Below are 14,760 nucleotides of genomic sequence, written 5' to 3' on the forward strand. Positions count from 1 at the left end.
AGACAAGCGAGGCACGTCCATGAGCACCGTGACCGTCAAGCGGCCGCCGCGGGCGGCCGGACCCGAGATGCCCGAAGGCGAGGTCGAACTGCAGGAGCCGCCGGTGATGGCGGAACCGGCCGCGCTGGATTTCCGCTCGGCGGCGATGTACCTGCCGATGGGCATCGGTTCGGCCGCCATGGTCATGATGTTCGCGTCCTCCAGCGGCTCCCCGGCGATGTACATGGTGGGCGGCGTCATGGGCGTCGGGATGATGTCCATGGGGCTGAGCCAGATCGGCCGGGCGACCGCGGAGCGCAAGCGCAAGATGCGCTCCGAACGGCGGGACTTCCTGCGCTACATCGCGCAGTTGCGGGAGAAGGCGCGGGAGACCGCGGACCAGCAGCGCCGGGCGGTCCTGTGGGACCACCCGGCGCCGTCCTGGCTGTGGTCGGTGGCCGACGGCCCCCGGCTGTGGGAGCGCCGGGCGAACCACGACGACTTCGCCCGGGCCCGGATCGGCCTGGGTGCCCAGGCCGCCGCGGTGCGCTACACGGCGCCGTCCACCAAGCCGATCGAGGACCTCGAACCGCTGTCGGCGATCTCGCTGCGCCGCTTCCGGGAGGCGTACCGCACGGTGACCGGCACCCCGATCTCGGTGGGGCTGCGCAGCTTCACCAGCGTCGAGTTCACCGGGTCCGAGGACGGCGCGGTGGGCCTGGCGCGGGCCGTGCTGGGGCAGCTGGTCACCTTCCACTCGCCGGACGACCTGCGGGTGGCGGTGCTGACCGGGGAGACCGGCCGGGCCGAGTGGGACTGGGTCAAGTGGTTGCCGCACAACGCCCACCCCTCGGCGCACGACGCCGCCGGGCCGCTGCGGCTGTTCGCCTGCGACCACGACGAGCTGATGGCCGTGCTGGGGCCGGAGGTCACCGACCGGCCGGACCACGACCCGGGTGCCCGGCCCACGACCACCGAACCGTTCGTGGTGGTGCTCGCGCACCTCGCCGACATCCCGGAGTCGTCGCGGCTGCTCGGCGCCGGGCTGCGCAACGTCGTCCTGTTGGACGTCACCGGCGCGATGCCCGGCGGTCCGCGGGTGCTGCGCCTGACCATCGACGGCGAGGAGGTGGAGTTCCCGGCCGGGGAGACCACCGGGTCCGCGCGGCGCGACGAACTGAGCCTGGCCGAAGCCGAAGCGCTGGCCCGGTCGATGGCGCCGAAGCGCACCAGCGGCTCGGTCGACGTCGTCGAGCAGCCGCTGGAGAACGACTTCGAGCTGACCAGCCTGCTGGGCATCCGCGACGCGCGCACGTTCGACGTGCCTGCGTTGTGGCGGCCCCGCACGGCGCAGCGCTCCCGGTTGCAGGTGCCCATCGGGGTCACCGAGGACGGCGAGGTCGTCGAGCTCGACCTCAAGGAACCCGCCCAGGGCGGCATGGGGCCGCACGGCATGCTGATCGGGGCCACCGGTTCCGGCAAGAGCGAGCTGCTGCGCACCCTGGTGACCGGGCTCGCGGCCACGCACTCCTCGGAGATCCTCAACTTCGTCCTCGTCGACTTCAAGGGCGGCGCGACGTTCCTCGGCATGGACCGGCTGCCGCACACCTCGGCGGTGATCACGAACCTGGCCGACGAGCTGCCGCTGGTCGACCGGATGCAGGACGCGCTCAACGGCGAACTGGTGCGACGCCAGGAGTTGTTGCGCGCCAGCGGGTACTCCTCGTCGTTCGAGTACGAGAAGGCCCGGGCCGGTGGTGCGCCGCTGGCCCCGTTCCCGGACCTGCTGGTCGTGGTCGACGAGTTCAGCGAGCTGCTGGCGAGCAAGCCCGACTTCATGGACCTGTTCGTGTCCATCGGGCGGCTCGGCCGCAGCCTCGGCGTGCACCTGCTGCTGGCCTCGCAGCGGTTGGAGGAGGGCCGGATCCACCGCGTGGAGGGCCACCTGTCCTACCGCATCGCGCTGCGCACCTTCTCCTCGATGGAGTCGCGGGCGGTCATCGGCGCCACGAAGGCATACGAGCTGCCGTCCGACCCGGGCAACGGTTACCTGAAGATCGACACCTCGACGCTGGTGCGGTTCAAGGGGGCCTACGTCTCCGGGCCGTGCCCGCAGCCCGAGGGCGGCGCCGTGGTCGCGGAGAACCGGGCCTTCTCGGAGGTCGTGCCCTTCCACACCCAGCCGTACCCGATGCTGCACCGGATCAGCGGCATCGAGGACGAGCCCCAGCCCGCCGAGCCGGAACCCGAGGAGGAGTCCAGCGACGACGAGCCGTCGCTGGCGGATGTCCTCATCGGACGGTTGGTGGACGCGGGCCCGCCCGCGCGGCAGATCTGGCTGCCGCCGCTGTCCGAGGCGTCCAGCCTGGACTCGCTGCTGCCGACGGTGGTTCCCGACCCGGCGCGCGGGATGACCATCGACGCGCCGTCCGCGCGGGGTACGCTGCGCGTCCCGGTCGGCGTCGTGGACCGGCCCTTCGAGCAGCTGCGCGAACTGCTCGTCGCCGACCTCTCCGGCGCCGACGGGCACGTCGGGGTGGCGGGGGCGCCGCAGAGCGGCAAGTCGACGCTGCTGCGCACGCTGGTCCTGGCGCTCGCGCTGAACTCGACCCCGCAGGAGGTCCAGTTCTACTGCCTGGACTTCGGCGGCGGCGGTCTGATGTCGATCTCCGGGCTGCCGCACGTCGGTTCGGTCGCGACCCGGATGGAACGCGACCGGGTGGTGCGCACCCTCGCCGAGCTCACCCAGCTCCTGGAGCGCCGGGAGGCGCTGTTCGCCGAGCGCGGCTTCGAGTCGATCAACGCCTACCTGCGGGCCCGCGAGCGCGGCGAGCTCGACGACCCGTACGGGCACGTCTTCCTCGTCGTGGACGGCTGGTTCACCGTCAAGCAGGACTTCAACGACCTGGAGACCAAGGTCGGCGAGCTGGCCTCCCGCGGGTTGTCGTTCGGCATCCACGTGGTGCTCAGCGCCACCCGCTGGTCGGAGGTCCGCCCGTGGCTGCGCGATCTGCTCGGCACCAAGTTCGAGCTGCGGCTCGGTGACTCGATGGAGTCCGAGTACGGTTCGCGCAAGGCCGCGACCGTGCCGAACCAGCCCGGCCGCGGCATCACCGCGGAGGGCTTCCACTTCCTCGCGGCGCTGCCCAGGTTGGACGGCTCCGGCGAGGTGGACGACCTGGCCGATGCCACCAAATCGGTCGCCGAGGAGGCGCGGGCGTTCTGGCCGGGACGCCCCGCGCCGCCGGTGCGGCTGCTGCCGACCCAGCTGCCGGTGCGGGAACTGCCCGCGCCGCGGCCGCAGTTCCAGGTGTGCCTCGGCCACGACGAGCAGCGGTTGCAGCCGGTGTGGCACGACTTCTTCTCCCAGCCGCACCTGATGGTCTTCGGCGACAGCGAGACCGGCAAGACCAACCTGCTGCGGCTGGTGCTGCGCGCCATCCGGCAGCGCTACAGCCCGAACGAGGCCAAGATCGTGCTCGGCGACGCCCGCCGCGACCTGGACCAGGAGGTGCCCGCGGACTACGGCGTGGGCTTCGGGTTCAGCTCGGACGCGCTGTTCGAGCTGGCGCAGCAGTCCGCCGGTTCGATGAGCAGGCGGATCCCGGGCCAGGACATCTCCTCGGAGCGGCTGCGCCGGCGCGACTGGTGGGAGGGCCCGGAGCTGTTCCTCGTCGTGGACGACTACGAACTGCTCGGGCGCGGTGGCGCGAGCTCGGCGCTGGAGCCGCTGCTGCCGATGATCCCGCAGGGTGTCCACATCGGACTGCACCTGGTGATCGCGCGCAGCACCTCGGGCGCGATGCGCGGCATGATGGACCCGGTCCTGCGCAGGTTGTGGGAACTCGGCACGCCCGGCGTGCTGCTGTCCTACCCCAAGGAGGAGGGCACGTTCCTCGGCGAGGCCCGACCGCGCAAGTTGCCGCCCGGCCGCGCCCAGCTCGTCACCCGCCGGGGCATCGGCCTGATCCAGACGGGCCTGGTGGACGTCGATGCCCCCGCCCCCAGCCAGCCGGCCGCCCGGTAGTACACCCAGGAGGACTTCTTCCCATGACCACAGCCGGAGTTCCGCAGCTGTGCCGGATCACGGTGTTCGGTCCGGACGGCCGGGCCGACCTGGCGGTGCCGGTCACGACCCGGGTCGCCGACCTGGTCCCGGTGCTGCTCAGCCACACCCGCCAGGACTCGCGGCCCGGCGGCGAGCCGGGATCGTGGGTGCTGCAACGGCTCGGCGGGCAACCGTTCGACCCGAGCGGCACCCCGGAGACGTTGGACTGGCTCGAAGGCGAGCAGCTGCACCTGCGCCCCGCCGACGACCCGTTGCCGGAACTGGACTTCGACGACCTCGCCGACGGCATCGCGTCCACAGTGGAGCAACGCGGTGACCGCTGGCGGCCCGAACTCGGCCACGCCCTGTTCCGCGTGCTGTCGGCCGCGGTGCTCGCCGTGGTCGCGCTGATCCTGCTCGGTGCCGGGCCGACCCCGCTGCACGCGGGTTTCGCGCTCGGACTGGGCGTGGCGTTCATCGGCGCCAGCACACCGGTCGCCCGCAAGCTGGGCGATGTCGTGCTGGCCTGGATGAGCGGCCTGGCCGGCTGCGCGTTCGCCGGGATCGCCGGGCTCGTCGCGGCCGACGGCGTGCCCGACGCGGCGGCCCCGACGCTGCCGGGAATCCTGGTCGGCGCGGCGTGCGCCGGGGGAGCGGGAGTCGTCGTGCTGGTGCTGCGGCACCTCGCGGCGCGCGAGATCCCCGCGCCGCCCTTCCTGACCGTGGTGTCGGTGGCCGTGGCGGTGCTGCTCGGCGGCTGGCTCGGCGCCGGGTTCGGCCTGCGGCCGGGCCAGGCGGCGGGCGTGCTGGCGGCGGTGGCCGTCGGCGTGGTCATCTTCGTGCCGAAGGTGACGATCCGGGCGGCCTACCTGAACGGTCCGCAGCTGCCGCGCAACGCCGAGGACCTCCAGCAGGACGTCGACCCGGCCCCCGCCGGGGACGTGGAGTCCCGGACGACGCGGGCCGACCGGTTCCTCAGCGTCGCGCTGGTCGGCTCGGCCGTGGTGCTCACCGCGGCGTTCCCGCTCGTGCTCGCCGAACCGGGGTGGATCGGCTGGGCCATGGTGACCCTGCTGTCCTGCTCGATCCTGCTGCGGGCGCGCGGATTCCTCGGTGCGTGGCAGCGGATCTCGCTGTCGGTGTCGGGCACCGCCGGGCTCGCGCTGGTGGCGCTGTTCTGGGCGTGGGCGTTCCCGCCCGGCTGGCGCTCGGTCCTGCTGGTGGGGCTGCTCGTGGTGCTGTTCGCGCTGGTGAAGGCCGCGGTGCGCCCCGCTCACCGGCGGCTGCGGCCGATCTGGGGGCACCTGGCGAACGTCTTCGACACGGTCACCGCGCTCGCCATCATCCCGCTGCTGCTCCAGCTGCTCGGGTTGTACGCCTGGGCGCGCGGCCTGGCCGGGTGAGGGAGAACCATGCAGACCCAGCGCGACCACGTGCACGCCTACCAGTTCCTGATGGACCGGCTCAGCTCCGCCCTGGTGCTCGGTGACCCGGCCAGCGCCGAGGTGCCCGCGCGGCGGGCCCGGGTCGGGCTGACCATCGGACTGGTGCTGGCGGTGCTGATCTCCATCGGCTTCGGCGTCTACGGCCTGCTCGTCCCGGGCGGCAACACGTCGTGGCAGCGGGCCGGGTCGATCGTGGTGGAGAAGGAGACCGGCACGCGGTTCGTCAATCTCGGCGGCGTCCTGCACCCGACCCCGAACTACGCGTCGGCGAAGCTGCTGGCGGGCCCCCGGAACTCCGGGGTGACCCTGGTGTCCTCGGCCTCCCTGGAGGGCGCGCGGCGCGGCGCCCCGCTCGGCATCCCCGACGCGCCCCAGACGTTGCCGCCCGCGCAGCAGCTGGCGGGTTCCCGCTGGCTGGTGTGCCTGTCCGGTTCCGGCGGGCTGGGATTCGACTTCGACCCGGCGGCCCCGGCCCGGCCGCTGCCCGCCGACCGCTACTCGCTGGTGGAATCGCCGGACGGCGCGCGGTACCTGCTGTTCCGGGGCGCGAAGTACCGGGTGTCCGATCCCGCCGTGCTGGCCGCGCTGGGCATGGCGACCGCGCGGCCCGCGACCGCGCCGCAGCCGTGGCTGAACGCGGTGCCCGACGGCCCGGCCCTGGTCCCGGCCACCATCGACGGCGCGGGTTCGCCCGGCCCCGCGGTGGACGGACATCCCGGGAAGGTGGGCCAGCTGTTCGAGCAGCAGGCCGCCAACGGCGAGGTCGAGTCGTTCGTGCTCCGCAAGGACGGCCTGGCGCCGGTCAGCGGCACCGAGCGGATGTTGCTCGAAGCCGCGCCGGGCGCCTCGGAACCGGTCCGGATCGACGCCGCCGCGGTCGCCGCGGCCCCGCATTCGGCCGACCGGTCGTTGACCCAGCGGCTGCCCGACCTCAGCGGCGCGCGCTACCAGGGCGGGGACGGCCTGTGCCTGCGGCAGACCCCGTCCGGCACGCGGGTGGACAGCCAGGTGGTGACCACCTCGCGTCCGGCCACCGGAGTCCAGCTGCGACCCGGCACCGCGGCGCTGGTGGCCGCGATGCCCATCCCGCCCGGTCGGCGCATCCCGGACCGCTACCTGGTCGCCGACGGCGCGAAGTACCTGGTGCCCGACGACGACTCGCTGCGGGCGCTCGGTTTCGCCGGGGCGCCGATCCACCCGATCGCGAACGAACTGCTCGCCGCGATGCCGACCGGGCCGGTGCTCAGCCGGGCCGCGGTGGGCGCGAGTCAGGAGGGATGAGCAGCCGATGTCCCCACTGTCGCCGATGATGCGGCGCCGCCGCGCCCATCCGGAGTTCCCGCTGACCCGGCACACCGTCGGCAACGCGGTCGTGGTGTGCCGGGAACGGGAGATGACCCAGCAGGCGCGGGAGCTGGCGATGTCCGTGGCCGCCGACTCCGAGCACGAGATGGTCGTGGTGGACCTGCCGATCAACATGCCGATCTCGGCCTGGGACACCGTCGCCGAACTGCTGCCCCGCCGTCGCCGCGGGGTGCGCCTGGTGCTCGGGGGCCGTTCCCGGGAGGCGACCGCGCTGGCCGGCCAGTGGCTGTCGGAACGCACCGGGCGCACCGTGGTCGCCCCGGACGGCGCGGTGTTCCCCGGTGTGGGGGGCACCCTGTTCGTCCACGCGGGCAAGAACAGCGGCTGGGTGCGGTTCCGGCCGGGGCGGGCCCCGGAGTGGGAGGCCAAGCGGTTCCCCCGGCCGTCCTGGGACTCCCGGGTCGTCGACCCGTGGCCCACCAGCGCGGTCGGCATGGCCGAGCCGATCCCGGGCGGGGTGTGGATCCACACCGCCTCGCACGACGCCGCGTCGCGCGGTCACTGGTCGCGGCTGGTGCGCGGGACGCCGTGTCAGCCGGACGTGCTCACCGCCGTCCTCGGCTGCCCTGGCATGCCGCCGCTGTCGCTGGACGACGTGGCCCGGTTCTGGCGGCGGCTCGACGAGCAGTCCCGGGAGAAGGTCCGGTTCGTGCAGTACGGCCCGGTCCGGTTGCCCGAGGGGGAGACGCTGGGGCAGGCGCTCGCCGACCTGCTCGACGCCCGGGTCGCCTGCTACACCGGGATGCCGGTGGGCCGACCGGAGAGTCCGGACGTCTACACCATGTGCGCCGACGGCGAGCTCGGTTGGCTGTCCTTCGCCCGCGAGGTCGGCTACCTGCCGCGGTCGCACTCCGGGCACGACGGCGCCCCGGTGCTGCTGAGCCACCGGGTGCCGGTGCCCGGCGTGGAGCGCATCGGCCAGACGGTGTACTGGTACACCCCGGACGCGGTGCTCGAAGTCGTCCAGTCGGGGTTGTGGATGCGGCCGCCGCAGGACGCGCAGAACGCGGCGGCGGTGCGCGCCGAGCCCGGGAACGCGGACTTCGCCGTGCTGGCCTTCGACGCCGCCGACGAGAAGCGGGCCGCGCGGATGCGCGCGCTGGCCCAGGACGTGCTGGCGCGGCTGGACCCGGCGACGCGCGTGCGCTGCCGGCTGGTGCCCGCCTCGGAGCTGGGCCGCCAGGCGGTGCGGGTGGCCGGACCGGCGCACGGCGAGGTGGAGTCCGACCCGGCGCGGACGTCCGCGCAGGACACCGTGAAGCTCGCCCCGGTGGCGCCCGCGCCGGCGACCGGAGCGGTCGGCACGGCGTCGGCCACTGTGGACGGTGCGACCGCGCTCGCCACCGAACCGCCGGTCGCCGCGGGGCCTGCCGCCGCCTCCTCGGTGGTCACGGAGTCCCCGGTCGCGGCCGAACCTCCGGTGGCCGCCGCGCCTCCGGTGGCCACCGAACCTCCGGCGGCACCCGCGCCCCCGGCGGCCACCGCGTCCCCGGCGGCCACCGAACCTCCGCCGGCCGCGGAATCCCCGGTCGTCGACGCATCGCCGAGCGCTCCTCCGCCGCCGATCTCCTCCACGTCCCCGGTCGTGGCTGAACCCCCCGCCACCGGTGCGGCCACCGCCGACGGCGGCGCGGCGACCGCCACGGCGGCGGACTTCGCCACCTCGTTCCAGGCCCCGCCCGCACCGGACCCCAGCCCCGCACCGGCCCCGACCGAGCCCGAGCGGCCCGCGTCCATGGGAATCCGCCTGGAAGGCGGCCCCGAGTCCGAAGTGGACGAAACGCCGGACGTCCGCGAAGAACCGGCGACCCCGGCCCCGGAACCGGACCCCGTTCCGGAGGCCGCGGCGCCCCCAGAGACCGGCACCGCGCCGCCGGAGGCGCCGGCGGCTTCGGCGCGGCTGCAGCCCACGCCGAAGCCGTCGGCCGCCGCACTGCTGCCCGAAGGCGGCCTGTCCGAGGAGCGCGACTGGCTGCGCCGGACGCTGAGCCGCGAGTTCGACGCGATGTCGCACTCCACCTCGCGGATCCTCTCCGAGCACCCCGGCTTCCAGGGCACCGACGCCCGCGCGTCCGGCGAGGTGCTGGCCGACGCCGTGGCCGTGCGGCTCTACCTCCCCTCCCGCGGCGCGGCCATCGACCAGGCGCTGCGCGGCGCGCAGAACGGCCCGCACGTCCCCTTCGCCCGGTGCGTGGTCTCGGGACTGAGCAGGCTGCCCTCGCACCGGGGTGCGACGGTGTTCGCCGCCTCGCCGACCGAGCAGCAGTGGGCGCTCTACCGGCGGCGCACCCTCGTGACGGAATGGGGTTTCACCCACGCGCTCACCGAGCCCAGCGCCGACCAGCGCGGGGACGTCGACGTGCTGGTGTGGTCGATGACCGCCCGGCGGACCCGGCTGCTGGAACCCGACGGGGACGACCGGGTCGACAACCGCGTCGTGTTCGTCCCCGGAACCAGCTTCAAGGTCCTGGAAGTGACCGAACCCGGTGCGGAACGGGGCCGGATCCTGCTGCGCGAACTCGCCGAGTCCGAACTGGACGACGAGGGCGGGGTGCACGCGCGGGAGTCCCTGGACGAACTGGCCATCACGTCCCTGCAGCGGTGCGTCGAGCGCTGGTCCGGTGCCGAGCCGCGCGGCGCCGTCGGGGACAGCGCCCGGCAGCGGTTCGGCGCGTTGCCGGGTCTGGTGTAGCGGGGAAGGCGGGCAGATGCAGCGACGAAGGGGAAAGAGGGTAGGGCGATGAACGGTGAGCTGCTGGTGGTCGGTGCGGACCGGCCCGGGGCCTTCCCGTCGATCGGCTCCGCGCTCGCCGCGGCCCGTCCGGGAGCGACGATCAGCGTGCGGCCGGGCAGGTACGAGGAGAACCTCGTCGTCGACCGGATGGTCAGCATCACCGCGGACGGCGGCGAGGTGGAGGTGCACGCGGCCAAGGGGAGCGCGCTGGTCGTGGACACCGAGGGCGTGCAGCTGCGCGGCCTGCGGATCACCTGCGCCGACAGTTCGGTCCCCGCCGTGGACGTGCGGCGGGGCGAGGTCGCCCTGGACGGCTGCGGCGTCGGCGGGTCGTCGTGGGCCGCGCTGCTCACCCGGGGCGCGGGATCGGTGGCCGCCCGCGGCTGCGAGGTGACCAACGCCGCCGGCGCGGGCATCGTGATCACCTCGTCGGCGCCGAGCACCGTGGAGGACACGGTGGTCACCGACGTGGCGTCGTCGGCGGCCGTCGTCGGCGAGGACGGTTCGCTGACGTTGCGCCGCTTCGAGGTGCGCCGCCCGGGCGGCAACGGCGTCTGCGTGAACGGCCGGGGCCGGTGCGTCGTGGAGCAGGCCGAGGTCACCGGTGCGGCCAAGCCCGCGATCGTGGCCGAGCAGCAGGCGGACCTGCGGATCACCGGGTTGACCGTGGCCGACGGCGAGAACGTCGACCTGTACCTGACCGGCGGTGCGGCGATCACCATCGCGGAGTCCCGGTTCTCCGGCGCGGCCGCGCAGTCCGCGCACATCGCCGGTGCGGCCGAACCCGAGTTGCGCCGCTGCACCTTCACCGGCGCGGGCCGTTGCGGCGTGCAGGTCACCGGGCGGGCCGCGCCCCGGCTCGTCGACTGCACCGTGGAGAGCTGCCCGGTCGGCGTCCTGGTGGACGCCGAGGCGTCGCCCCGCTTCGAGGGCACCTCGGTGCACGGCTCGACCGAGGCGGTCGCGGTGCTGTCCACCGCCGCCACGGCCCGCTTCGCCGCGTTCCACGCCACCGCCGACACCGGCGCTGGCCTGCGGCTCTCCGGAGGTGGCGCGGTCGAGTTCCACGACGCCGCCATCGAAACCCGCGGCACCGCGGTGGAACTCGCCGAGTCGGTGCGGGCGGTGTTCGTCGACGCGCGGATCAGCGCGGAGACCGAAGCCGCCCTGGCGCTGACCGGGCAGGGCCGGGCCGAGCTCACCTCGTCGCTGCTGCGCGGCGGCGGCCTGGACGTCGGCTCGGGCGAGGTGGTGGCCCGGGACAGCGAGATCGTCGACGCGGCGGCCGACGGCGTGCGGGTCGCCGCGGGCGGTTCGATCACCGGCAGCCGCTGCCGGATCCGCGGCGCGGGCGGCCACGGCGTCCACCTCGCCGACGGTGCCCGCGCGGAGCTGGTCGACTGCGAGGTGCTCGACAGCGCCGGGAACGGCGCCCACCTGGACACCGCCGAACCGGTGCGGTTGAGCCGCTGCGTGGTGCGCGGCAGCGGCGGCGTGCCGGTCCGGCGGCTCCGCGACGACCACCAGGTCGCGGTGGAGGACCTGGAGACCGGGGCAACGGGCCAGGCGACGACGAGCGCGGTGGAGCGGCGGCCGGACCCCGAGCCCGAACCGATCGTGCCGGACACCGGTGCCGAGGAGACCGTCCTCGACGGCCCGCTCGGCGAACTCGACGCGCTCATCGGCCTGGAAGGGGTCAAGCAGGAGGTCCGCGGGCTGATCAACCTGCTGCGGATGGCGCAGGTCCGCCAGGAGAAGGGCCTGCCGATGCCGCCGATGAGCCGGCACCTGGTCTTCGCCGGTCCGCCCGGCACCGGTAAGACGACGGTGGCCCGGCTCTACGGCGCGGTGCTCGGCCAGCTCGGCATCCTCTCCAGCGGCCACCTCATCGAGGCGGCCCGGGCGGACCTGGTCGGCCAGTACATCGGTTCCACCGCCATCAAGACCACCGAGCTGGTGAGCAAGGCGATCGGCGGGGTGTTGTTCATCGACGAGGCGTACACCCTGACCGCGAACACCGGCGGTGTCGGCCCCGACTTCGGTCAGGAAGCCGTGGACGCGCTGATGAAGATGATGGAGGACCACCGCGACGAGCTGGTGGTGATCGTCGCGGGCTACTCCGAGCTGATGGAGAAGTTCCTCCAGTCCAACCCCGGCATGGCGTCCCGGTTCACCCGCACCATCGAGTTCCCCAACTACAGCGTGGAGGAACTCGTCACCATCACGAGCAACCTGTGCCGCAAGCACTACTACGAGCTCACCGACGACGCGGTCGACGAGCTGACGAACTACTTCACCCGGGTGCCCAAGGGGGAGACGTTCGGCAACGGCCGCGTCGCCCGCAAGCTGTTCGAGGCGATGATCAGCAACCAGGCGTCGCGGCTCGCGCAGCGACCGCCCGCGCGGGACGCCGATCTGAGCAGGCTGACCGCCGAGGACATCGCCCCGCAGGTGGCGTCGCTGGAGCAGATGCCGACCGAGGAGCCCGACGCGCCGGACGCGGCCACCGACCCCGGCGCGGCGCTGCGGGCCAGCCGCAGCTGGCGCCGGTTGTCCGGGCTCGTCGGGGCCGACGAGGCGCGCCAGTCGGTGGGTGCCGCGCTGGTCTCGTTGTGCGAGCGCCGGAACCGGCGCCGCGCCCTCGGGCAGCACGGCAACGCGCTGCTGGTCGGGCCCTCGGGCAGCGGTCGCCGGGAACTCGCCCGGCTCTACGCGCAGGGGCTGTCCGAACTCGGGCTGGTGCCCATCGGACATCTCGTGCGCGCCTCGCTCGCCGGGGACCTCGGTCCACAGTGGCCGGGACAGGCGGAAAGCCTGGTGCGCACGGCGTTCCAGCACGCGCAGGGCGGGGTGCTGGTGGTGGACGCCGACGAGGAGGGCGACGCCCAGCAGGAGGAGGCCGAGGCGCTGCTGGCCGCGCTGCGCGAGCACGTCGGCGACCCGGTGGTGGTGCTGACCGGCACGCGTGCCGGGGTGGACCGGCTGTTCGGGCGGGTCCGGCAGCTGGCGGAGTGCTTCGGGCAGCAGTGGGAGATCGACGCCTACTCCACGGACCACCTCGTGGAGATCGCGGTGCGGCACCTGCGCGAACGCGGGCACGACGTGCCCGCCGACGTGTGCACGGCGATGCGCGCGCACATCGAGCAATCCGGCGAGCGGACCGTGCGCGGGGTGCACCAGATGGCCCGCCGCCTGGCCAGGACGGCCGCCTCGCGCACGCTGACGGCCGCCGACCTCACCGGCCTCGGCGGCCGGGCCGAGGTCGCCGGGCTGGCGTCGGTGGTCTGACGAGGCCGTGGCGCGTCGGCGCGTGCTCGCGGTGGTCGGGGGTGACCGTGGCGCGCCAGCGCCTCCTCGGGGGTCGCCGGGAGACGGGTGTGGCTGTGGCGCGCTTGCGCGCCTCGATGGGGGTGGTGGTCGGGAGACGGGTGTGGCTGTGGCGCGCTTGCGCGCCTCGATGGGGGTGGTGGTCGGGAGACGGGTGGGCAGACCTGGTTGCCCGCCGGTACCCGCGCGGCCACGTCGTGGATCAGCTTGCTGTTGACTGGGATCGGGAGGTCATGATGTCCGAAGTGGACGAGCGCAGGGTGGAGATGCTGCGCGAGGAGTACGAGCGGCAGATGGGCCGGCTTGAGGACATGCAGCGGCGGATGAAGGAGGTCAGCGCGACCGCGCTGTCCCGGCGCCGCGAGCTGTCGGTGACCGTCGACAGCCAGGGCGTGATCACGGAGCTGAAGTTCCTCACCGACGCCTACCGCAAGCTGGCCCGCAACGAGCTGTCGGAGCTGGTGACGCGCACCATCGCCGACGCGCGGGAGAAGGCGCTCGACCAGGTCGCCGAGATCGTGGGGCCGTCGCTGCCACCCGGGCTGAACCCGAAGGACCTGCTGTCCGGTGAGGTCGGCGCGGCGGACCTGCGCCCCGACACGTCCCGGATGCCGGACGTGCTCACCGAGCCCCGCAAGCGGCAGTTCTGAGGAACGGGAGGAGCGAGCACCGTGAACCAGTTCTGGGTGGATCCCGAGGGAGTGAGCAGGCAGGCCCAGCCCTACGCGGATGTGCAGTCGCAGCTGGACGCGATCCGGGAGGACGCCACCCCGCTCGCGAGCGAGTACCAGTCGAGCTTCGGTGACGAGTCGGAGTGCAAGCGGTTCTTCCAGAACTTCAGCGACTGGCACGACCAGTTCCTCCAAGGACTCCAGCAGAAGAGCCAGGAAGCGCAGTACTTCGGCGACGGGCTGCAGCAGAACGGGAAGGACTACGCGGGTGCCCGGGACGATGCCGACCAGCTGACGAACCGGTTCGCCGAAGCAGGGCAGCAGCGGGACGCCGAGCCGAACCAGCAGCGGGATGCCGAGGCCCCGGCCGCCGAGGACGAGCACCCCAGGACCGCCGACGGGCAGCAGCGGGACGCCGAGCTGAACCAGCAGCGGGACGCCGAGACTCCGGCCGCCGAGGACGAGCACCCCAGGACCGCCGACGGGCAGCAGCGGGACAAGCCCCGGGAGTCGCTGGTGGCGGCGCACGCGCACCCCGAGGGGGAGTCCGAGGATCGTCACGAGGTGCAGCCCGCGCAGGCCCCGCCGCCGCAGCCCGGCGGGGAGGATCGCCGCGAGGTGCAGCCCGCGCAGGCCCCACCGCCGCAGCCCGGCCAGGAACACCAGCTGCGCCACCTGACGGGCGGTCCGGTGCCCGGCCCCGACGGCGGATACTCGATCGACGACGCCGAGCACGAGAACGTGGAGGTCCGGCACGGGGAGATGACCTCCAGCATGATGATGCCCCGGGTGCGCCCGGGCGAACAGCCGATGGTGCAGGGCAAGCCGCTGGCGTCCGACGAGCACGTGCTGACCGCCAACGAACTCCCCGGCGGCGCCGTGCGGCTCGGCGTCGACGGTTACTCCAAGGTCACCCCGCTGGACGGCAAGGACGTGACGCTCGGGGATCCGAACGACCCCGCGCAAGCCCGCGACTACCCGGCCGACAAGGGTCAGCAGCTGTTCCTGGTGAAGGAGAAACCCGGCGGGCAGAACCCGTCGCAGAACCCGGCGGACCACCTCTACATGGAGTTCCCCGGTGGCGATCGCCAGGCGACGTTCTTCCGCGAGGGGTCGCGGTGAGTCGTTGATCGCGGGCGGTGCGGACGGCCGGACTTCGGCTGCTCGCACCGCTTCGTGGCGGCGCCGCGG

Annotated in this window: 7 protein-coding genes; all 7 read left to right on the top strand. The window is 73.9% G+C overall.

Annotation, left to right across the window (positions count from 1 at the left end; all coding sequences use genetic code 11):
• The first annotated feature begins 19 nt into the window (after nt 1-19).
• The 7 genes from eccCa to NV263_RS11345 all read left to right on the top strand — a co-directional run bounded on the left by eccCa (nt 20) and on the right by NV263_RS11345 (nt 14,691).
• On the top strand, nt 20-4,006 hold the full coding sequence (gene eccCa / locus NV263_RS11315; RefSeq protein WP_263252834.1) for a type VII secretion protein EccCa: 3,987 nt from the start codon (nt 20-22) through the stop codon (nt 4,004-4,006).
• A 23-nt stretch (nt 4,007-4,029) separates the two neighbouring features.
• Nucleotides 4,030-5,430, top strand: a complete 1,401-nt coding sequence (eccD, locus tag NV263_RS11320; RefSeq protein ID WP_263252835.1) for a type VII secretion integral membrane protein EccD — start codon at nt 4,030-4,032, stop codon at nt 5,428-5,430.
• 9 nt (nt 5,431-5,439) lie between these two features.
• On the top strand, nt 5,440-6,753 hold the full coding sequence (gene eccB / locus NV263_RS11325; protein ID WP_263252838.1) for a type VII secretion protein EccB: 1,314 nt from the start codon (nt 5,440-5,442) through the stop codon (nt 6,751-6,753).
• 7 nt (nt 6,754-6,760) lie between these two features.
• Entirely contained in the window at nt 6,761-9,529 is a 2,769-nt protein-coding gene (locus NV263_RS11330; RefSeq protein ID WP_263252840.1) for a hypothetical protein, read from the top strand.
• Nucleotides 9,530-9,577: 48 nt separating this feature from the next.
• Nucleotides 9,578-12,859 (top strand): right-handed parallel beta-helix repeat-containing protein, encoded by a 3,282-nt coding sequence (locus NV263_RS11335; RefSeq protein WP_263252841.1) that lies wholly within the window; start codon nt 9,578-9,580, stop codon nt 12,857-12,859.
• A 272-nt stretch (nt 12,860-13,131) separates the two neighbouring features.
• Complete coding sequence (locus NV263_RS11340) at nt 13,132-13,548, top strand: YbaB/EbfC family nucleoid-associated protein (protein ID WP_263252843.1); 417 nt, start codon at nt 13,132-13,134, stop codon at nt 13,546-13,548.
• A 21-nt stretch (nt 13,549-13,569) separates the two neighbouring features.
• Nucleotides 13,570-14,691: a hypothetical protein gene (locus NV263_RS11345; protein WP_263252845.1), complete on the top strand. Its 1,122-nt coding sequence runs from the start codon at nt 13,570-13,572 to the stop codon at nt 14,689-14,691.
• Nucleotides 14,692-14,760 lie beyond the last annotated feature (69 nt).

It is taken from the genome of Saccharopolyspora rosea, assembly GCF_025643595.1.
Taxonomy (GTDB): Bacteria; Actinomycetota; Actinomycetes; order Mycobacteriales; family Pseudonocardiaceae; genus Saccharopolyspora; species Saccharopolyspora rosea.